Below are 23,541 nucleotides of genomic sequence, written 5' to 3' on the forward strand. Positions count from 1 at the left end.
TGTCGCTCCGCTGGAGCTTTATTTTGTAACTATCTATTTTACTCTATAAATATTTCGCTTCTCCGAAGCTTACCTACTTATAAAATCAAACATTATTTTTAAAAATTGATTTCTTTCTTTTCTCCCTTTTTCAAAACAATTTCTTGTTTTTTATCTCCATAAATCAACGTTGTTTTTCCTCCATTTTTAGAAGAAACAATTACTTTTTCTGGTTTTTTATCTCTCCACGTCATTTCAATTTCAAATCCGCCTCTTGCACAGATTCCTTTTACAGAACCTTCTGACCAAGCGTCTGGTAAAGCAGGCAATAATCGAATTTCATTTTCATCTGACTGAACCAACATTTCGGCAACTGCTGCTGCACCACCAAAATTACCGTCAATTTGAAATGGCGGATGCGCGTCGAATAAATTCGGATACGTTCCTCCTCCTCTTCTTGGTTTTTCTGTTTTCTTTCCGTCCGGATCAACGTAACGAAGTAATTCTCGGAACATTTTATAAGCACGATTTCCGTCCCAAAGTCTCGCCCAAAGATTGATTCTCCAGCCTTTTGACCAGCCTGTAGTTTCGTCTCCTTTTATTTCTAAAGTCTTTTTTGAAGCTTCTGCCAAATCTGGAGTTTTTAATGGCGTAATAAGATCGCCAGGGAAAAGTCCGAATAAGTGTGATTGATGGCGATGTTTCGGTTCATTATCTTCCCAATCAAAATACCATTCCTGCAAATTTCCTTTTTTTCCAATTTGATACGGATGCAATTTTGAAAGTGCTGTTTCCAGTTCTTTTCTAAAACCAGCATCAGTATTCAACACTTTTGACGCTTTTATGGTTTTATCAAAACATTCGCGAATCATCGCTAAATCAGCCGTTCCTCCGTATAATGTTGCACCTACAAAACCATCAGCCAGTTTATATTGATTTTCTGGTGAAGTTGATGGTGAAGTAATTAAATTTCCGTTTTTATCGGTAACCATCCAACCTAAACAAAATTCGGCTGCGCCTTTCATTAACGGATAACCTTCTTTTTTCAAATAAGCTAAATCTTGCGTAAAAGTATAATGTTCCCAAATATGTGTACTCAGCCACGCCTGCGCCATTGGCCAGCAAGCCCACATTGGATCTTCTTTTCCAAACTGTCCAACCGGATTGGTCATTGCCCAGATATCTGAATTATGAGCAGCTGCCCAACCTTTATCTACTCCGTAAAAAGTCTTTGCCGTAACTTTTCCTGTTACCGAAAGGTTTTTAATAAAACTCAAAAGTGACGAATGCATTTCGGAAAGATTGGTATTTTCTGCCAACCAGTAATTTTCTTCCAGATTGATATTCATTGTATAATTACTGCTCCAAGGCGGACTCAAATGCGGATTCCAAAGTCCTTGTAAATTGGCCGGAACGCCCAAAGTTCTTGACGAGCTGATTAATAGATAACGTCCGAAATTGAAATATAGAATTTCGAGATTTTTATCTTCTTTTCCGTCAGCATAACGTAATAAACGTTCGTCGGTCGGCAAATCTGGGGCGCTGGTTTTTCCTAAATCTAAATCGACACGATTGAAGAATTTTTGATAATCGGCAATGTGAGATTCTTTTAGTTTATCGAATGCTTTTGCGTATGCATTGTTCAGATTTTGTAAGGCGATCGAAACCTCGTCTAATCCTTCTGATGCTGGATTTTTGTCAAAACCATTAAAACTTGTTGCAACAGAAACGAAAATAATCGCCTCTGTTGCGTCTTTTAAGGTCAAGGTTTCTCGAGAACTTGTAACCGTTCCGTCTGTTTTTTTGATTTGGACTAAACCCGTAAATCTTGTTCCTCTTTCTTTTAAGCTCAAATATTTTGGCGAAACATTGTACCCTGCATTTTCATGAATTGGTGCAGAACCTTTTAAAACCAAGATATTATTTCGCACTTCAACATTTGATTTTAGCAGGCTTTTTAGATTTATATCAAAGTTTAAAGCTCCTTTTTGGTCTGCCGTCAATTTGATAATCATAACTTTATCTGGAGCCGACACAAAATATTCTCGGGTATATTTTATACCTGCCATTTCGTAACTTACTTTCGAAATGGCGTTCGAAAGATCCAATTCTCTATGGTAATTTACTGCTTTTCCTTTCTCAGAATTATTGATTTCTAATGTTCCTAAAGGCGCATACGATTCGGAGTTTTTTCCCTGAACTTTTTTATTGAGTTCTTCTGCCAGTTTGTAATTTTCCTTTTGTAAAGCTTCACGAATTGCTGGAATGTTTTTATACGCTTCCGGACTCATATTGGCATTTACGGGTTCGCCCGACCAAAGTGTAATATCGTTCAGATAAATTTTATCTGAATTAGCACCTCCAAAAACGGTTGCTCCCATTTTTCCGTTTCCTAAAACTAAGCTTTCTTCAAAGAATTCTGCGGGCTGTTTGTACCATAAAACATTTTTGGATTGCGCCGAAATGTTCGTGTAGTAAGATGTGAGAAGTAAAATGAAAAATGTTTTTTTAATCATATTTGGTTATATTATCCTAACAGGTTTTCAAAACCTGTTAGGTATTTATTTTTTATCTAAACTAATAAAAAAACTATTTGACACCTAACAGGTTTTGAAAACCTGTTAGGATAAAAAACATCAATGAGATTTATAGCCATTTTATGCGCGTGAGGGATAGGAGCAAGCTACCGAAGTAGCGCGGATAGCCCGACCCCGATAAGATAAGTGGGCGAATAATGACAAAGTATGTTTGCCCACTTATCTTATCGGGGTCACGCCCAAATTATTTACTCACTTTATATTTCTCATTCGCCGTTAGCATTTCCCAATTATCAGTTCTAAAAGGCGATGCAGGAAATTTTTCTTTATTGAAAAGATTAATTGCCGTATCGTCGTCTGCCCACCCGTAATGAACTGCTACTGGATTTTGAACTTTATCACTTGAAACGATTATTTTATTGTCTTTTATTATCGCTTTCGCGGAATGAAAAACTTTGTCTGCACCTGCAATTTCGAAACCTTTTAATTCCTCATTATTTGGCGTTGATAATCTGCTGCCGATGTTATCGAAAGTAAGGATAATTTCGTTTCCTTTTATTGTTTGAGATTTATAAGTCGGTCCGCTGTGAACTTGTTTTTTGCCATAAAGGTTATTCATTGCAATCGCTGCCAAGCGCAAACCAATGTCTTGTTTGTTGGTTGGATGAATGTCTTTTGCATTTCCAATATCAGTTGTAACAGCCATTCCAGTGTTTGGCAATTTTAAAGTTTCAGATTGTGCTTCGCGAAGTTCTGCCCAACGGCTTCCTTTTTGGCTGTTGCCTCCAAATTCGTCAAAAGTGGATAATTGAACGAAATAGAAAGGGAAATTTCCTTGTTTGAATTTGGTTCTCCAATCGTTGATCATTAAAGGAAATGATTTTTTGTATTCTGCCGCTCTCCAAACATTCGCTTCTCCCTGATACCATAAAGCACCTTGAATAGCATAAGGTACTAGCGGATTTACCATGGCATTGTACAATAATGACGGATAACTGTTTGGTGAAACTTCAATTCTCACTTTTACAACATTGAATTTCCAAAGTCCTTCTAACGGAAGACTCGAATCTTTAAAGTCGATTTTTAAATCTTGTGGATCGCCATAAATTCCGCCGCCACCGCTGTAATCTGTAATTCTTACGGCGATTACGTTTGTTCCTTCTTTTAAAACGTTTGCCGGAATTTTGTAAATTCTTTTGGCATCCCAAAGATTATTGGTTCCGATTTCAACTCCGTTTACATAAGTTTTGTCTTCGTCATCAACTTTTGCTAAATGTAAAATGGCTTCTTTTTTGGCTTGTTCTGCTGTTAAAACAATGGTTTTACGCATCCAGACAATTCCGTCGATATTTCCAATTTGCTGATTTTCCCAAAGTGACGGCACTTTTATTTCTGGCCAGTTTTTATCTTGGAAGTTTGGATTTTTAAATTGCTCTTCGTTTTCCATCGAAACATCAAAACCTTGCACTTTTTTAAGATTGTCTAAAACCGATTTTTTATAGGTTTCAAAAATGGCATTGATATCTACGGTTGGAACATCGGCAATCATGGCTTTAAAATCAGGACTGTTTTCGAAAGCTTCACGGCTTGTCCAGGTTTCCACATTGGTTCCGCCCCAAGAAGTATTGATTATTCCGATTGGAATTTTTAGTTCTGAATATAGTTTTCTGGCAAAATAATATCCGACCGCTGTAAAGTTGCCTACATTTTCTTTATTGGCTTCTTCCCATTTTCCTTGTTTTAAATCGTCTTTTGGTTTTCCGCTTAAATCTTGCGCCACACCAAAATGACGAATCATTGGGTAATTTGCACTTGCAATTTCTTTTTCGGAATTCATCGTTTTGAAAACCTGAAATTCCATATTCGATTGTCCGCTGCAAATCCAAACTTCGCCGACCAAAACATTTTTGATGGTGATTTTATTTTTTCCGATGATAATTAATTCAAATGGTCCACCAGCTTTTTCAGCACTTAAATTTACCGTCCATTTTCCGTTTTTATCGGCTGTTGTTTTCTTGATTTGTTTGTTGAAATGAATTTCAACATTCTCATTTGGATCAGCAAAGCCCCAAATCGGAATTTGCTTGTCTCTTTGCAAAACCATTCCGTCAGAGAATATTAAAGGCATTCTTACGTTAGCGCTAGATATTACGCTAAATATCAATAAAATAAAAACTATTGATTTTTTCATTTTTTCTAATTTATTTATTTTGAAACCATATAAGTGATATAAGTAAATATAAATTCTTAAAATAGATTAAACTTAAATTATCTTATATCACTTATATGGTTTAACCACATTTTTTTACTTTAATCCGTCAATTAAAGCGTTTAAAGCTTGTGTATCGAAGACGGTATTATTGCTTCTATCCATGATTCCGAAACCATTGTTCCCTAAACTTCCTTCATCCCAATAAAAAGGTAATAATCCGTTTGCCTTTGCTGTTTTTACCACCGTTTTTAAATAATACGCTCTTGAGTTTAAATGTAAAGTCAGCGCGTCTCCCGTTAAAGTTGTTCTGCGGATGGCTCCAAATTCTCCCAATAAAACTGGAATCCCTTTGTCTACAAACTGGGTTTTCATCAATTTGAAATTTTTCTCTAAATCGGCTTCTTCTCCCCAAGTTGCATTTCGTTCTGTATCGGTTGTGGAGTGAAAACCAGCTCCCCAATAATAGAACATTTTGCCCCAAGTTTCGTCTTTGGTTAAACCAGCAAAATTCCATGGAGAATAATAATGTACTTCGACCATCATTCTTCCAGTCGCTTTATCTACTGGCAATGTAGTCATTAATTTGTTTGTTTTTTCGATATCTGTTGTTGGACCTTGTACAACTAAAACACGCGTTGCGTTTTTTCCTCCTGTAGAACGAACCGCATCGATAAAAGTTTGATGATACGAAGTTAAAACTGCCATTTGTGTTGCATCTTCAACTGCTGGTTCATTAGCGCTTGCAAAAAGCAAATGTTCGTCGAATCCCCGTAAATGTGTGGCAATTTGTTCCCAGAAGGCTTTTTGTTTGGCGTTGTTTTCTACTTTTTTAGCTTCGGTAATATTGTTTTCCAGCCAACCGCCGTCCCAGTGAATGTTTACTACAACATACATATCGTTATCCACACAGTATTGTACGACTTCTTTCACTCGGTTTAACCAATCTACTTTGATTTTTGCTGTTGTAGCGTTTTCTAAATTTTGATTCCATGAACACGGAATTCTAATCGCATTAAAACCATTTGCTTTTACAGCGTCAATTAGGGATTTGGTTACTTTTGGATTTCCCCAAGCGGTTTCCCTTCCAGTTGCTTCCAAAGTATTTCCGATATTCCAGCCTAATTTGATTTTTGCAGCCAATTCAACTGCAGAACTTCCCATTCCGGACGCATCAGCTGCAATTGGATTAGCGTTATAACTTGGATATAAACTTGTTGCAACCACGGCTGCTTGAGAAATTGTAATTGTCGAAGTAAATCCTTCGATAGAAGTTAAAGCTAAAGTTGTATTTCGAACTGAAGTATTTGCATTTTCTAAAGCTGTAATTTTTATGATTGTACTTCCAGAAGTTCCAGAAGTAGAACTTAGCTTTATCCAACTGGCAGAATTACTCAAAGTCCATGCGACACCATTAGAATTAACCGTTATTTCAATTGTATTTTCTTTACTTTCAAAATCAATTTTATTTGTACTTGCCGAAAGTGTTTTTATACTCACTGGATTTTCTTCTTTATCTGAACTGCACGCTAAAACTCCGAAAAAAGCAAAACATAAAATGAAAGACAAGAAATAATCTTGGATTGATTTTTTCATTTGGTTTGGTTTAAGTTAAGTGTAAGTTTTTAAAATCAACGCCAGCTTTTAGTGGGCTGGCGTTGATAGTTTGGTTATTTTATAGCAATAACAATTTATTTAACTGTTACCTGAATTTCTTTTTTAATATCTCTAGAAGAAGTTCCTAACTTAATAGTATATTTTCCAGATTCAACCGTCCATTTTTTAGAAGCAACATCATAATATGCCAATTCTTTTACTGGAACTTTGATTGTTACTTTTGCTGAACTTCCAGCTTTTACTTCTGCTTTTTTGAAGCCTTTTAATTCCTGTGCTGCACGTGTAATTTTAGAATCAGATTTCGCAGTATATAATTGAACCACTTCTTTTCCGTCTACTTTTCCTGTGTTTTTAACGTCAACAGTAACTTCGATTACATCGTTTTGAGCATATGAATCTTTATTTGCTTTGGCATTATCAAGCGCAAATGTTGTGTATGATAATCCGTAACCGAAAGGATATAATGGCGCTACGTTTTTCGTATCAAACCAACGGTATCCAATTAAGATTCCTTCAGCATAATTTACCGCTTTGTCTCCAGGGAAACTATTTGTTGCGTGTGCAGGAGAATCTTTCAATTGTTTAGGCATTGTCCAAGGTAATTTTCCTGAAGGATTTACTTTTCCTAAAATAACATCTGCTAAAGCATTTCCTCCTTCAGATCCGTTAAACCAACTCCAAACTAAAGCTGAAGTTTTTTGGCTTACTTCGTTAATATCAAATGGAGCACCAGCCACCATAACTACAATAGTTTTTGGATTAACAGCCAATACTTGTTTGATTAATTCTTCTTGTCCAAATGGCAAGTGTAAATCTCTACGATCTGAAGCTTCTGTTTCGTAATCACGGTTTGAACCCGCAAAAATAATCGCCACATCAGAGTTTTTAGCCGCTTCGACAGCTTCTTTAACTTTTGCTGGATCTAATTTGTCAATTGTAACTGGACCATTAGCTGTAATATTTCCTAAGTTTCCTTTGTTTTTCTCATCGTAACGTTCCAAATATCCTTCCGCATAATTGATTTTGATTGAAGAAGGAAGTCTGTTTTTAAGACCTTCAAGAGGCGTAACTTCTCTTTTTGTTTTTACACCAGCTCCAAATCCGCCCAAAGCATTTTTCTTTGTCGCGTTGTTTCCAATAACAGCAATAGATTTTACTCCGTCTAGTTTTAAAGGCAATGCATTGTTTTCGTTTTTCAACAATACAATTGCTTCTGCAGCAATTTTGTACGCATCTTGATAATGTGCTTCTGTCGCAATGCTTCCTTTTGCACGCTCGCCTCCGCCCATTGCTTTCACTTGGAATAAAACTCTTAAAATACGTTTTACATGCAGATCAATTTCTTTTTCAGAAACTTCTCCAGATTTAACTGCAGCGATTAATTTATCGGCTAAGAAAAATTCATTGAAAGGTTTTGGTGTTCCCATTTCAATATCTAAACCATTTTTCAAAGATTTTGCTGTAGAATGAACGGCAGCCCAATCTGAAACTACAATTCCTTTAAATCCCCATTCGTCACGAAGGATTTTATTCAGCATATAATCATTTTCACATAAATATTCTCCTCTAAATTTATTGTAAGCTCCCATAATACTGTAAGCTTTTGCTTCTTTTACAGTAGCTTCAAAAGCTGGAAGATAAATTTCGCGAAGTGTACGCTCGTCAATTTGCACATCTACAAAATCACGATTCGTCTCCTGATTATTTGCTGCATAATGTTTTACGCATGCCATTACATCTTTTTCCTGTAAACCAACAACCAAAGGCACGGCAATTTTTTTATTTAAAAATGGATCTTCCGACATGTATTCGTAAGTTCTTCCTCCAAGCGGTGTTCTAACCATATTGATCGCTGGCGAAAGTAACATGTCTTTATCTCTTGCACGTAATTCTTCTCCTAAACTAGTTCCGAAAGTGTGTGCCATTTCGGCATTCCACGTAGCTGCCAACGCGCCTCCTGCTGGATAATATGTTGCAAAATCGTTTGTCCATCCGGCTGGAGCCCAATTGTCTCTTGAAATTTCTTCACGAACTCCCAACGGACCATCGGCCATTTTTAATTCTGGAATTCCTAAACGTTTTACGCCTGCATTAGCAAACATGCTGTTCCCGTGAAGCATTCCGATTTTTTCTTCTAATGTCATTTGCGAAATCAATTTATCGATTTCTGCATCATGGTCTGTACTTATTTCTTTTCCAACGTATTCTTCGGTCTGTGCCGAATTTGAAGCTGTTGTCTGAGCATCGTTTTTACATGAAGTAAAGAATGCAAAAACTAAAGCTGATGAAAGGAATATCATTTTGTTTTTCATAGATAGTTAGGTGTTTTTTGATTTAAAGACTTTTGATTCCTCACGCATCCTCTTTAAATACCGTTAATACTATTTTTATGTTTGTGGTTTTATCTCTATTATTGTTTGATTAAATTCAGCATTACAACATCATTTTCATTGATTTTGAATTCTCTGCTGAAAGTTCCTTTTCCGTCAATTGTAATTTTTTCTGTCGAAATTGGCGCGCCGTTATTTTTCTCTTTTATTGAATTGACTTGCACGCGTGTTAACTGACTTGGCTTATTCATTCTTAAATAATCAGCATACGCATCGTTTACTTTATAGCCAACTTTATATATTTCTAGTACATATTTTCCTTTCTGCATTCCGTCTACTTCAATTTTGACTTTTCCTTTTTCTTTTGATGGAAGATCTTTAATGTAATACGTCTGATTCAGCTCTTTATCACCAGGATGTGTATTGGTAAAATCCCACAATAAAACTTGTACGTCGCCTTTTGCATTTTTGGAAGTCCAAGATGACTTATCTGAATTTTGAAGCTCTGTTTCTCCCAATTTATTCATTAAAAAATAAGAGAAATAAGCCGGTTTTTTAATTCCCTGTGTATTCAATAATCCGAAACCACCGTGAAATGGTGTAAATCTTGGCCCTGCTTCTTCAAAAATATCGGTAAAAACCCAATACGACATGGAATTTGCAGCATTACCAACTTGTTTTAATTTCTGCAAAATATAAGCTGCAGAATGATAACTGTCGTGAATTGGATCTGCTGGTGTGTAAGACGCACTCCATTCTGTATAATGCAATTCTAAATTTGGTTTAGCCGACTCCGTAATCAATTTTCTAGAATTGATAATTTCTCCGCTCACACTCCATTCGTCCTGATTTAAAATTGTTCCCGAAGTTCCGAATTCATCTAAATAACCATGTTTTACGCCATAAGTATGTGTCGAAACAAAATCCATCGGAACATTATTCTTCGCACAAAAATCAATTGTTTCTGAAACCCATCCAGATCCCGCTGTTGCAGGTCCGCCCACTCTGTAAGCTGGATTTACTGCTTTTACACCGCGAGCTGCGTAATCATATAATTTGAAATATTCTTCCTGAGTTCCTGTCCAAAATCCTGGAGATAAATTTGGTTCGTTCCAAACTTCAAAATACCATGTTTTTACTTCTTCTGCTCCATATCTTTCTGTGAAATGCTGAGTTAAGTTTTTAACTAAATCTTCCCATTTTTTATAATCTTTTGGAGGCGTAACATTTCCTTTCCACCAAAAAATGGTTTCTTTTCCGCTTGCTAAAGCATTTGGCATAAAACCCAATTCCACAAATGGTTTCATTTTTAGACTAATAATATAATCGAACAAAACGTCTACATATTGGTAATTGTATTCTGGATTTCCTTTTTCGTCTTCACGATAAACGGCCATATCATCGGTCAATAAACCATGAAATCGGATGTATTTAAAATCGCATTCTTTTTTTACCAATGCCAATTGCTGCTGCCAATCTGCACGAAGACCTTCATTTGCTCTTCCCGCACCGATGCATTCTTTAAACATGTTGTTTAATTTTCCAGCAGTTTTATTGAAATCTACTTTTATGATTCGGTTTTCATTTTGCCCAAACGAATAGATTGAACTAAATAAAACTCCTGCTAGTATTAAAAGTTTTTTCATCTGAAAATGGCTTTGTTTATTTTTTGCCACAGATTAAAAAGATTCAAAAGGATTTCTTTTCTCTCGCAGATTTAGCAAATCATGCAGATTTAAATCTTTTTAATCTGTGGCAAAATATTTTATTTTCTAATTAATATGTTAGACGCACTGCAGTGCGTCTCTACAGATTACGTTGTGCATAATCGTTGTGTTGAGTAAACCCGACAGGTTTTAAAAACCTGTCGGGTTTAACATCTAACTTTTAACTTCTCACTTACATTACAATTTCTTGAATCTTACAGCTCCACCGCCAGCTCCACCTAAATTCAATTTTAGAGAATCTGTAGATTTTACTGTTTTCTTAGAAATTGCTACGGCTTCTGGATTATGTGTTTGATCTGTTCCTTCAGCATCAACATAAATTTGTGCTTCGTAAGTTGCATTTGGATCTAAGAATGATAATGAAACATTTACGTTTCTTGGATTTTCATTTGTTAATGTTCCTAAATACCAATCAGCGCTATTTCTATCTTTTCTTGCTGTTGTGATGTATTCCCCAATTTTTCCTTCTAAGATTTTAGTATCTTCCCAATCTGTTGGAACATCTTTTAAGAATTGTAAAGCTGGTTTTCCTTCGTAATTTTCTGGAAGATCTGCCAACATTTGAATCGGAGAATAAATCGTCACATACAAGGCCAATTGCTGTCCAACTGTTCCTTGAATTCTTTTTCCTGGATAACCTTGTTTTACCTCAACATCAAAAATTCCAGGCGTGAAATCCATTGGGCCAGAAAGCAATCTTGTAAACGGAATAATGCTTAAATGGTTTGGTGGATTTCCTTCGCTCCAAGCATTATATTCTTGTCCGCGCGCTGCTTCTCTTGAAACCATATTTGGATACGTTCTTCTTTCTCCTGTATCTTTAATAGATTCGTGGTATAAAACCGCCAAATCATATTGTGCTGCTTTTTCTAAAATATATCTGAAATAATTTACTCCAAATTGTCCGAAGTGCATTTGTTTCATGTTTAATTTAGAACCTACGTGACCAATTTTCACGGTATGAATTCCAAGTTTTTTGTATAAAGCAAAACCTTCATCAACTTCTTTTAAATAGTTAATTAAGTTTGAACCTGTTTCATGGTATCCGATTAATTCGATATTCTTTTTCTTTCCATATTCAACCACTTTTTCTAAGTCGAAATTGTCAGCGCTTTTCGTAAAACTGAACATGTGCATACGGTTTTCATACCAACCCGGTGTCCATCCTTTATTCCATCCTTCGATTAATAAATGGTGGAAACCTTCTTTTGCTGTAAAATCCATATATTCTTCAGCATGTTTTGTAGTTGCTCCTTGTTTATCACTTTCCCAAAAAGTATATTTCCCGATGTGCATTCCCCACCAGATTCCTAAATATTTGTATGGTTTGAAATAACTGTTTGTATTCTTTAATTTGTTTGGTTCGTTTAGGTTTAAAACCAAATAAGAAGTAATCAATTCTCCCGGATTTTCTCCAATTTGAAGCGTTCTCCAAGAAGAAGTGAACGAATCTTTCACACGAACTTTTACTCCATCAGCCCACGGCACTAAATCAGATTTTAGTTCTGTTCCTTTTGTGTTTACCAAAGTCATACTGGCAAAATCGATCAAGTTTGCTTCATGGAAACTTAACGCTAATCCACTTTTGCTTTCGATTGTTAACGGAGTTAAAACAGTATCTAAAGTACTTACTGGCGCATCTTTGAAAAGATATTCGTCACGGTTTTCTCTGTTTGCCGGAATCCACCAAGCTTTTCCGTCTTCTTTTAAGTTGAAAGTCGTTTTTTCATCCATGATGAAAATACTGTCTTTTACATTTTGTTTCGGATAAACATATCTAAAAGCCACCCCGTCATCGAAAGCACGAAACTGAATTTGTAATTTTCTTTTGTTTCCAGTTTTCTGCTGTAAATCAACTACCAATTGATTGTAATGATTTCTGATGTTTTTCTTTTCTCCCCAAACTTGTTCCCAAGTTTCATCAAACGTTGAAGTCTTTGCTCCTTTGATTTCAAAGTTTGAACTTAAATCTTCGTTTCCTTTTAATACAAATCCCATATCTGACGGAGAAATCACTTCGGTCTTTCCGTGAGAAACTGCATATTTTGGAGCGTTTTTTACTAACTCAAATTTGATTGTATTCTTTCCGTTTGGCGATGCCAATTCGTAAGCGTTTTTAGTTTTTTGACTGTAGCCAACTGCTATTGAAAACAGTACAGCTGGGAGAACTAGATAGTTTTTCATGTTTTTTGGTATTATATTTTTTTTGCCACTGATTAAAAGGATTAGAAAGGATTTTTTCTTTATGATTTTTTCACGCAGTCCCAAAAGCTATCGGGAGCAGATTTTATTTTAATCTTTTTAATCCTTTAATCTGTGGCTATATTTTTTCGCTACGAATTACACCAATTAACACCAATTCAATTCGTGGGAATTCGTGAAATTCGTGGCTAACTTTTTTATTTTACCCACTCCGTTTTAAAAGTGGTTTTTCCGTTTAGCGGATTTGCTACTACATCGAAATTGTTTCCAGTTTTATTCACTTTTATTTCTTGTACTGCATCGCCTTCTGGTAAAAATACTTTGGCTGTTGCCGAAGTGGTTTTGTCGCTTGCGTAAACTTTCAACGTTAATTTGCTCCAATCCATATCTTTTGTAGACTGCGCTAAACCGATGTGTGGAATTGCAGTTCCGTCTTTAATTAAAACTACGATCGGTACTTCACCCGCTTTAATTTTATGCCATCCCGATTGATATACTTTTTTAGTTTGATAATCAATCCAAGTTCCTTCTGGAAGGTAAACGTCTCTTTCTTCAACTTCTTCAAAAAGCGGCGCAACCAAAATACTTGAACCAAATAAATATTGATTATCTACTAACCAAGCTCCCGGATCGTTTGGATATTCTACAAAAAGAGCACGCATCATTGGCAATCCTTTTTGAGAACTTTCTTTTGCTTGAGCGTAGATGTATGGCATTAATTCGTAGCGCATATTATCAGCTTTTCTAAATCCTTCCAAGAATTCTTTGCTGTACAACCAAGGTTCGCGAGGCGGTTCTCCGTGGCTTCTTACGTGCGATGTGAACATTCCGAATGGCGTCCATCTTCTGTAAATATTCTCAGGAGATTTAGTTGCGAAACCTCCAACATCATGGCTCCAGAAACTAAATCCACTTAATCCTAATGAAAGTCCGCCACGTAATTCTGCCGACATTGCTCCGTTTGAAGTTTCAGAATCTCCTCCCCAATGTAAAGGATAACGCTGAGATCCTGCCCAAGTACTTCTAGCCCAGATTAAAGTATATCCTTTTTCTTTCTGAGTAATTTCTGCAACGGCTTTGTTGTATCTTAATGGATATAAATTGTGCTCATAGAAACCTGTTCTTCCAGAATGGTAAATTCCGTCCGGCGGAGCTGCTTCTCCAAAATCTACTTTGAAAACTGCAACACCTTCATCAAATAACTTTTTCAATTTTCCTTGGTACCAAGAAATCGTTTCTGGATTTGAGAAATCTAAAACAGCATCTTCGTACGGAAGATTTCCTTTTCTGTCTCTTACCGCTAAATTTTTATCCATGATTTCAGGAAACAAAGTGTTCTTTGGCGTGAAATAAGGCAACTGCCAAAGACAAACTTGGAAACCATCTTTCTTTAAATCAGACATCATTTTTGTTGCATCTGGAAAACGAGATTTTGCAAACTCATAGTTGTTTCTCCAATCTACATCAAACCAGCCTGTATCAAAGTGAATAACGTCGGTTGGAATTTTGTATTTACGTAAATCTCTGGCAACGTCACGTCCTTCTTTTTCTGAGAAATACGTAATACGACTCATCCAGAAACCGAATGACCAAAGTGGCGGCATTGCGGCTTTTCCTGTCAAATTCGTGTATTGATCTAAGATATCTTTTGGTTCTCCGATAAAGAAAAATAAATCGGCTTCGTCGTCTCCAATGTACATTTCGTTGGCACTTGAAAAATATTTTCCAAAGTCAACTGTAATTGGTGTTGAATGGTGCATGAAAACTCCATAACCACGGCTGCTCATGTAAAACGGAATCGGTTTGTACATTGTTTCATTTTGGATTCCGTTGGCGTCATCTGTCCATAAAACTACTTTTTGTCCGCGTTTGTTGAATTGTGTAAATGATTCACCACAACCAAATATTTTTTCGTCTGGTTCTAAACTGAACGCCGCGCCCATACTTCTTGAATAATCGCTATTTCTGCGAACATAAGAAAACGGAAGTGTTGGTGTATACGTGTTTTTAAAATCAGTATCGTGAAGTGTGCTTGTCAGTAATTTTCCTTTTTCATCATAGATTTTTACGTGCCACGGTTTTGTCAAGATTTCAACTCTTCCGTGTTTGCTTGTATAACTATGACCTCCTTCGATTTTAGCATATTTCCATAATTCAGGATGATTTGGAGCAACGCCGTCAACCAGCATTAAAGACTCTTTTTGCGGATGAAATTGTGGTCCAGAAGTAGTTTTTATTCTAACTGTTCTATCTGAAACAAACTGAATTTCGAATGGCAAAACAGGAGATTCTGCATATTCTGTTGTTGGAAATTCGTTTGCTTTTTCAACATCTGGTTTCATCATCATGTTGTTGAAAGCCTGACGTGTTTTATAATTGTATCTTAAATATTTAATCGTTCCTTTTCCTGTTGCAGGATCAAAAGAAGCTAATTCGTCTGCAAAATAAAAAGTGTTAAGATAGTTCTGAAAATCTTTACTGATATCGATTGGAGCATTTAATACATCTGCATTTTGAATTTGAGCATTAGCATTTGGAACTGCTAAAAATCCAAACATGACAGCAGAAAATAATGCGGTTAGTTTTGAGTTTTTCATTGGTTAATAATCTAGATGTTAGTTTATCCTAACAGATTTTAGAAACCTGTTAGGTGTTTTATTTATATCTTAATAAAAATTTATTGATACCTAACAGGTTTTGGAAACCTGTTAGGATAGATCGTAACTTATTATTCTGTTGTAATTACAATTGTAGATTGTTTCAATCCGTTTGCACTTGCGGTTAATTCCAATCTTCCTGATTGATCTCCCGATTGTACAATTACCAAACATTTTCCAGCCAAAGCTGTATGTTTAGTTCCTTTATAAGGTTCATGGCTAACTGGATCTCCGCTACAAACGCCTACGATTTTTCCGTTTCCTTTTAATGAAAAGTTGATTTCGTTATTTGCGTTTGGAGCTATCGTTCCATCAGCATCTAAAATATCTACTGTGATAAATGACAAATCGTTTTTGTCTGCTTTTATAGTACTTCTATCCACAGTTAGTTTTAATTGAGAAGGATTTCCAGCTGTTTTGATTTCCTTTTCTAAAACCACTTTTCCATCTTTACGAGAAATTGCTTTTAGAGTTCCAGCTTCAAAAGGAATTCGCCACATTACGTGCAAATCGTCTCCTTTTTTGCTTCTTTTTCCAACTGATTTTCCGTTTACGAAAAGTTCAACCTCATCGGCTTTATTATAATAAGCCCAAACATCAACAGTTTGTCCTGCTTTCCAGTTCCAATGCGGAAAAATGTGCAAAACCGTTTTGTCTGTCCATTCGCTTTGGTACATATAATACACGTCTTTCGGGAAACCGGCTAAATCAACAATTCCGAAATACGAACTTACTGATGGCCATTCGTACGGAGTTGGTTCTCCAATATAATCGAAACCAGTCCAAACGTACATTCCTGCCAAGAAATCATGTTTTTTAATGATTTTCCAAGTCGCTTCGTGTGTAGATCCCCAAGGCGTTTGCACTTGGTCGTAAGCCGAAACGGTATTTCCAGGATTTCCTTCTGTAAATTTAAGATCCCATCTTACTGGCCATTTTTTGATAGTATCTGAAACAGCATCGTAATAACCTCTTGTCTGCAAACCTGAAGTAGTTTCAGTTGCAATGAAAGGCGTGTTTGGGAAATTTTTCAAATGATGTTCGAATGTCTGATGCGCATAATTGTATCCTATTAAATCTAAAACTCCAGATCCCGCAAGCGGATTAATGGATACATCCTTTTTCTCAAATTGTAAAGTCACGGCATCAATATTCATATTTACAGGAGGATTCATCCCTGCAGTCAACGGTCGTGTTTTATCATATTGACGCGTAATTGCCGCCAATTCTTTAGCAATTTCAACACCTGTTTCACTCCATTGTTCCGGAATTTCATTACCAATACTCCACATAAAAATGCTTGCATGATTTCGGTCGCGCAACAATTGATCGATTAAATCTTGTTTGTGCCATTTGTCCCAATCGTTTCCGTAATCGTATTTGGTTTTGGTCTGTTTCCACATATCAAAAGCTTCATCCATGACAATGAAACCCATTTTGTCGCAAAGTTCTAAAAGTTCTGGAGCAGGCGGATTATGAGAAGTTCTGATTCCGTTTACTCCCATTTCTTTCAGAATCTCCAACTGACGTTCGATCGCACGTGTGTTGATTGCAGAACCTAATGGCCCTAAATCGTGGTGCATACAAACACCTTTTATTTTAACCTGCTTTCCATTCAAAATGAAACCTTTGTTCAAATCGAATTTAAAATCTCTGATTCCGAAAGTGGTTTTATATTGATCAATGATTTTATCGTCAAGTGAAATTTCGGTAACTGCGGTATACAATTCCGGGTTTTCATCTGACCATAAAATGGGATTTTCAACTTCCGCCGATTGATTCAGCGTTTGGTTTTCGCTGGCATTGATTGTTATATCTTGAGTAACCGATGTTACTTTTTTGTCTTCTTTAAAAATTGTGGTAGTTACCGTTGCTTTTTTATTTTCTTTGTATTGATTTTTTATTGTGGTTTCAATACTTACAGAAGCTTTTTCGGCTGTAACTTTTGGAGTTGTAATATATGTTCCCCATTGTCCCACATGAAGTTTGTCTGTGGTTTCGATCCAGACATTTCTAAAAATTCCTGAACCCGAATACCAGCGTGAATTAGGTTGCTTTGAATTGTCAACCTTAACAATTATTTCGTTGTTTTTGTCTCCGTAATTTAAATATGGTGACATATCATATTGAAAACCTATGTATCCGTTTGGACGTTTTCCTAAGTAATGACCGTTTACCCAAACTTCGCTATTTTTGTAAACGCCGTCAAAAGTAATTGAAGTGATTTTGGTGCTGTCTTCTGCAGCTACTTTGAATGTTTTTTTGTACCAGCCCAAACCTCCGTTAAGCGATCCTCCGCCATAACCGCCAGGACTTTTTTCATCAAATTTTCCTTCAATGCTCCAATCATGCGGAACATCGAGAGTTCTCCATTTTGTTGAAGCTCCAATAGTATCTTTATCAACAATGCTGTCATTAAGATGAAAGCTCCAGTCTGCATTAAAAGAAACTTTTCGGTTTACAAATGCATCTTCTTTTTTAGTGCAGGAATTCAAGAAAAAAACTCCAGCTGCGATTGCCCATAAACTTATATTTTTTATGTTTTTTCTAATATGCATAGGTACTTTTTATTTTTTTGGAATTTGAAGATAGAAATAAAAAACGGTTTCATTTATTTCCTCATAAAATAATTTAAGTCTCAGTCTTAAAGAACATTACGAATGCTTTTAGTACTGAGACTTCAAAACTAACTAACTTACGATTTCGGCTTGTAGTGGAATACAATTAGACAAACTCCTTCACCAGTTCTACTTTGGTCACGCACTACTGCTAATCTTAAAGATGTTGCTGTAAGCTCAACCACTTTTACACTGATCCAGTTGCTGCAGTCTCCATAATAGTCTCCACCGTAAAGCATTTGTACTCCACCGTTAAAAATCAATTTATTATTTGCAATATCAAATGAATAGGTTCCTTTTTTTGTTGTTTGATTGTTGTTTGCAATCGCTGTTTGAGTTACCGATGTATTGTAATTTCCATTTAAATCAAAATACATTTCTCCCCAGTTTTTATTAGCCATTACCCAAGAGTTGCTTGCGTAATCTGGCAACCAGCTCCAGTTATCTCCAGACGTAGCTGGGTAGTCTAAACCTGCCCATCCTACTGGATCTGTAAAATCTAAAACCCAAGTTTTTCCGTCAACACCATTTGTAAGCATTTGCCATTTTGGGTCTCTAAAATAAGTTTCGTCATTTTCTGCAATATTAACTACAACTGGTGCGGCTTCTACAGAACCTCCTCTTGTGTAAGCAGTGTAATAAATAGTATATTTTCCGGCAAAAGGCAGAATTACTTGATCGCTGCTTTTGTTAGAATGTCCTAATTCATTTCCTGCTGCATCTACATATTTCCAAAATGGAATAACAGTCGGATCATCACTTTTAAAATTTACAAGATTTTTGTTTGTAGCATCTTGCGTGATAGAAAACTTAAGTGTCTCTGGTGTCAAGGTAACTGCTGGAAGGCTTTCGCGATCCTCAATTGCCTCACAAGAAAATAACAGCGAACCAATTGTAACAGCTGCTATTAAAATATATAATATACGTTTCATAGTCATTTTGTTTTGAATTAATTCCAGCCTGGATTTTGAGTTATTGTACCATTTGAAAGAATGATCTGCGATTGCGGTAATGGCAACCAGCCTTGAGTTTCTGTTCTAAAAGTAACTGCAAACTGAGAACCTCCAGCAGTGTTATCAATAGCTGCTTTCATTGCAGGCATTCCTTGTCTGATTAAGTCGAAGTAACGAAGTCCTTCAAGAGCCAATTCTAATTGACGCTCTTTCATGATGTTTTCTATACTAGCTGTTTTTCTGTGAGTAGTATTTTTAAATGCACGATCACGTACTCTGTCAAAATCTGCTTGCGCTAAAGCTGGATTAGATGATAAATTCAATTCAGCAGCCATCAATAATACATCAGAGAAACGAATAATAGCATAATCTTGGTAGTTGTCAATCTGGAAGTTTCCTCCGTTTGCTTCTACAACAGCTGTTCCTGCCGCGTTAGTAATTGGACAATATTTTTTCCAAGAATATCCTGTGTACTGACGCTGTTCTCTAGCTTGTGCATCAAAATTCAAACCTTCGCCTGCATAATCAATAAAAGAAGCTGCTTTTCTAGTATCACCGGCTTCATAAGCATTTACTAAAGCAGGATTAACTGTAGCTCCTCCCCATCCTGTTGCATATTTTCCAATTGAACCTCCACGCGGTGCGATGTTTACTTGGAAACGGTTTCCTTCGTGAAGATCCCAATTTCCTTTTCCTGAACCGTTAAAACGAACCGCCCAAACCATTTCAGTATTATCTTCTCCAGCAAAATTTTCAAAAGAAGCCGCTAACCAAAGATTTGCAAAATCAGCCACTAAACCGTGTCCGCTATTATTTACTGCATCATTAATGTAAGCTGTTGCTTCTGTTTTAGAAACCACACCAGCTAAATCTGCTTTACCATAAGTTCCTGTATAAAACAAGAATGTTCTAGCCAAATATGCTTCTGCTGCCCATTTTGTAATACGCCCGTAATTAGCATTTCCTGCTTGTGAATAGTTTTCTGGCCCTAAATTATCTGCAGCAAATTTTAAATCTTTTGCAATTAAAGCATAAGTAACTTCTGGAGCTTGTCTTGGCAATTCGAATTCGCTTGTTGTTACAGTATGATCAAGAGGAATGATATCTCCAAACATTTTAGCTGCTGTAAAATGGAAGTGCGCTCTTAAGAAACGTGCTTCAGCTTCGTAACGAGTTTTTAAAGCTGTATCAGAACCCCAGTTTACTTTGTCTATATTTTCTAACAAAATATTAGCTCTGTAAATTCCTAAGTAAGCATTAGCCCAAACATCTTTGTTCATGTCTTTGTCTGAAACGTACAAGAAACGATCCCATTCGATATCCGTTTGAGCATCGGCAATACCATAACCTCCAAAGCAATCATCAGAAGCTTGTTCACTTATTAATAACGGTCCGCCGTAAGCCTCGCGCTGTAAAACATCGTAAACTGCCACAAGACCTTCAAAAGCATCAGAAGGTGTTTTATAAAAATTGTCAGTTACCTTATCTGTATATGGTTCATTTTCCAAGAAATCCTGCGAGCAAGCACCTAAAGTAAGTAAGCTTGAAAGCGCAAATAATTTTATATATCTTTTCATGATTTTCAAATTTTAAAAGTTAACATTCAGACCCATCAAATAGGTTCTTGGCTGAGGATAATATCCAACATCAATTCCTTTAGCCCAAGACTGATTTACGTTTCCGAAACCAATTTCTGGATCCATTCCTTTGTATTTTGTGAATGTATAAAGGTTGTTTCCTGCAACATATAATCTGAATTTACTGAAGAAACTAAGTTTTGTTGTTAGTTTCGTTAAATCACATCCGATTGTAGCATTTTTAATTCTGAAGAAATCTGAATCCTGAATATATAAATCTGAGAATTTAGTGTAATTCCCATTTGCATCAGTTCCGTAAGTTACTCTTGGAATTCTGTTCGAAGTTCCTTCAGTTGTCCATCTTCCTAACACATCTGTAGTGTTGTTTGTATAAGCACGTGTGTAATCGTGAACTCCAAAAACGTTTTGTCCTCCTGCGATACCGTAAGTATTAATAGAGAAATCAAAAGCTTTGTATGATAATTCTAAATTAACACCATAGTTAATATCTGGGTTTGGATCACCAATTTTAGTTTTATCGTTTGCATCGATTTTTCCGTCATTATTTAGATCTACGAAACGAACGTCTCCTGGCTGTGCATTTGGCTGAACACCTGCTGCAACTTCAGTAGCATTTTGGAAAATTCCGTCTGTTTTCAATCCGTAGAAATAACCCATTGGTTTTCCAACCTCAACACGGTTCATCTCGTCTAAACCTTGAAACAATACGTTTGATTCTCCGTGAATGATTCCTTCGTTGTTAGCAATTTTCAACACTTCGTTTTGGTTACGAGAAAGGTTTGCATTGATGGCAAAATTCCAGTCTTTTCCAAAACGTGTGCGGTAAGATAAACCAATTTCAAAACCTTTGTTGCTTACGTCACCACCATTAATATAAGGTGCAGTTGCTCCAGCATACGTTGGGATAGATGCCAATACTAACCAATCTTTGGTTTTCTTGTCATAGTAATCGAAAGTTAAAGTAAAGTTGGTAAACAATGTAGCATCAAAACCTAAGTCTAACTGCTCAGAAGTTTCCCATTTTAAGTTACGGTTTGCCAATTGGTCAGGGCTTGAACCTACTAAAAGAGTTTCATCACCAGTTCCGAAATGATATGTTTTATCAGTAGAGTTTACAGTTGACATATATGCAAATCTTCTTGCAAATTGGTCGTTACCATTTTGTCCCCAGCTTGCTCTTAATTTGAAAGTATTTAAAACTTTGTTTTCTTTGAAGAAAGCTTCTTTATCTAAATTCCATCCCGCAGAGAACGATGGGAAAATAGCGTATTTATTATCTGGACCAAATTCTGATGAACCGTCACGACGAACTGTTGCAGAGAATAAGTATTTATTGTTGTAATCATACAATAAACGCCCGAAGTAAGACTGGATTGAGTAATCTTTACGATTTCCTTTTACCACATTAGATGTCGGGTCTTTTGCATTATCTAAATAGGCATGTTCAAAATCATCAAAAATTAAGTTTCTTCCTTGCCCTTCCATATAATCAGATGTATTCTTTTTAGCAGAAGTACCCACTAATACATCAAAATTATGAGCATCGGCAATGTTGAATTTGTATTGAAGTGTATTCTCAAAAATCCATCCTAAAGATTTTGTAGCACTTTGAGTTACGCTAGAAACTGTATTATTATCATTTGAAGAAAGCGAATAAACTGGTCTGAAAGAACGGTAATTGCTGTCTGTCATATCAACACCATAACTAGTTCTGAAAGTAAAGTTTTTTGCAAATTTCAATTCAGCAAAAATGTTACCTACATAACGATTTGTTTTTGTCTGATTGAAGTTGTTGTAGTATAAAGATCCAACCGGGTTGCTGATATCTTGAGAAATAATAGAATGTGCAAAATCTCCATTTTCGTCATACGCCTGATCTATCGGAGCTGCGTTTAAGAAACTTCTAATTGCGTTGCTGTAAATACCATCATCTGCAACACCGCTAGATTTGATATTTGATAAAGTGAAGTTTTCACCAATTTTTAAATATCCTTTAATTACTTCAGAAGTAGAGTTTACTGTAAAAGTAACACGATCGTATTGAGATTGGTTAGTCGATCCTCCAATCATACCTTCCTGTCCGTAGTAAGATAAACCAGTTGCAATAGTAGATTTTTCATCACCTCCAGTAATCAAAAGAGAGTGATTTTGTTTCATTGCACCTTCGTTGAATAAATCTTTTTGCCAATCATGATCAGGAAATGAAGCAATTTGCTCTTTAGTATATAGTGGCGCATATCCAGAATTTACACGAGCTTCGTTCATGATTGTTGTATATTCCTGTGTATTCATCAAATCTAGTTTTTTAGCAATCTGCTGAAAACCTGTATAAGAACTAAAAGACACATTCATTTTACCATCTTTTCCTTTTTTAGTTGTAACCAAGATAACTCCGTTTGCTGCTCTTGCTCCATAGATAGAAGCTGCAGAAGCATCTTTTAAAACGTCAACCCTTTCAATAACAGATGGATCAAGATATCCAATTCCGTTATCTACCACTACACCATCAACTACATAAAGCGGATCACTGTTTCCTGCTGTACCTGCTCCACGAATATTTACCACCATATTCGCTCCTGGCTGCCCAGAAGATGAAGTTACAGAAACCCCAGAAGCTTGACCTTGTAAAGCATTTACAACATCAAGACTCGCAACCTGCTGAATGTCTTTTCCAGACACCAAAGAAGTTGCCGCAGTATTTACTTTCTTCTTTTGAGTACCGTAACCGATTACTACAATTTCTTTAAGTTCTGCCGTTTCTGGCTGTAAAACCACATTGACAACTTTTTGAGTTCCAACCGTAATATTTTGCGCCTTGAAACCTACAAAAGTGATTACCAAAACATCTCCTGTTTTAGCCTCAACTTTATATTTTCCGTCAAAATCGGTAACAGTACTCGATTTTGTTCCCTGTACTTGTACAGTTGCACCTGGAACTCCAAATCCGTCTTCGGAAGAGGTAATTGTCCCACTTACAGTTTTAGATTCTTGAGCAAATCCAAACTGCATCATAAATACGCTAAGCAGCACCGCCATAAAATATGGAAGCTTTGTTGTTTTAATACAATTTTTGCTTTTCATAATAAGAATTGATTAAGTTTAAGTTATAGTTAG

General features: G+C 36.2%; 11 protein-coding genes. All 11 read right to left on the reverse strand.

Annotated elements, in window-relative coordinates:
• Positions 1 to 98: 98 nt before the first annotated feature.
• The 11 genes from DMA14_RS14100 to DMA14_RS14150 all read right to left on the reverse strand — a co-directional run bounded on the left by DMA14_RS14100 (position 99) and on the right by DMA14_RS14150 (position 23,508).
• Entirely contained in the window at positions 99 to 2,495 is a 2,397-nt protein-coding gene (locus DMA14_RS14100) for a glycoside hydrolase family 95 protein (protein WP_111425252.1), read from the reverse strand.
• Positions 2,496 to 2,760: 265 nt separating this feature from the next.
• Positions 2,761 to 4,707: a sialate O-acetylesterase gene (locus tag DMA14_RS14105; RefSeq protein ID WP_111425253.1), complete on the reverse strand. Its 1,947-nt coding sequence runs from the start codon at positions 4,705 to 4,707 to the stop codon at positions 2,761 to 2,763.
• A 114-nt stretch (positions 4,708 to 4,821) separates the two neighbouring features.
• Positions 4,822 to 6,321: a cellulase family glycosylhydrolase gene (locus DMA14_RS14110; protein ID WP_203418306.1), complete on the reverse strand. Its 1,500-nt coding sequence runs from the start codon at positions 6,319 to 6,321 to the stop codon at positions 4,822 to 4,824.
• Between the two features lie 95 nt (positions 6,322 to 6,416).
• Positions 6,417 to 8,654 carry a glycoside hydrolase family 3 C-terminal domain-containing protein gene (locus DMA14_RS14115; RefSeq protein ID WP_111425254.1) on the reverse strand — a complete coding sequence of 746 codons (2,238 nt, stop codon included), beginning with the start codon at positions 8,652 to 8,654 and terminating at the stop codon, positions 6,417 to 6,419.
• A 98-nt stretch (positions 8,655 to 8,752) separates the two neighbouring features.
• Positions 8,753 to 10,318, reverse strand: a complete 1,566-nt coding sequence (locus tag DMA14_RS14120; RefSeq protein ID WP_111425450.1) for a GH39 family glycosyl hydrolase — start codon at positions 10,316 to 10,318, stop codon at positions 8,753 to 8,755.
• 258 nt (positions 10,319 to 10,576) lie between these two features.
• Positions 10,577 to 12,583, reverse strand: a complete 2,007-nt coding sequence (locus DMA14_RS14125) for a glycoside hydrolase family 97 protein (protein WP_111425255.1) — start codon at positions 12,581 to 12,583, stop codon at positions 10,577 to 10,579.
• A 215-nt stretch (positions 12,584 to 12,798) separates the two neighbouring features.
• Entirely contained in the window at positions 12,799 to 15,198 is a 2,400-nt protein-coding gene (locus tag DMA14_RS14130) for a glycoside hydrolase family 31 protein (protein ID WP_111425256.1), read from the reverse strand.
• A 131-nt stretch (positions 15,199 to 15,329) separates the two neighbouring features.
• A complete protein-coding gene (locus DMA14_RS14135; protein WP_111425257.1) occupies positions 15,330 to 17,816 on the reverse strand; it encodes a glycoside hydrolase family 2 TIM barrel-domain containing protein in 2,487 nt (828 codons plus the stop codon).
• A gap of 137 nt (positions 17,817 to 17,953) precedes the next feature.
• Positions 17,954 to 18,808 carry a hypothetical protein gene (locus tag DMA14_RS14140; protein WP_111425258.1) on the reverse strand — a complete coding sequence of 285 codons (855 nt, stop codon included), beginning with the start codon at positions 18,806 to 18,808 and terminating at the stop codon, positions 17,954 to 17,956.
• A gap of 17 nt (positions 18,809 to 18,825) precedes the next feature.
• Positions 18,826 to 20,406 (reverse strand): RagB/SusD family nutrient uptake outer membrane protein, encoded by a 1,581-nt coding sequence (locus tag DMA14_RS14145; RefSeq protein WP_111425259.1) that lies wholly within the window; start codon positions 20,404 to 20,406, stop codon positions 18,826 to 18,828.
• 12 nt (positions 20,407 to 20,418) lie between these two features.
• Positions 20,419 to 23,508 (reverse strand): SusC/RagA family TonB-linked outer membrane protein, encoded by a 3,090-nt coding sequence (locus DMA14_RS14150; protein WP_111425260.1) that lies wholly within the window; start codon positions 23,506 to 23,508, stop codon positions 20,419 to 20,421.
• Positions 23,509 to 23,541 lie beyond the last annotated feature (33 nt).

Source organism: Flavobacterium sharifuzzamanii, assembly GCF_003254585.1.
Classification (GTDB): domain Bacteria; phylum Bacteroidota; class Bacteroidia; order Flavobacteriales; family Flavobacteriaceae; genus Flavobacterium; species Flavobacterium sharifuzzamanii.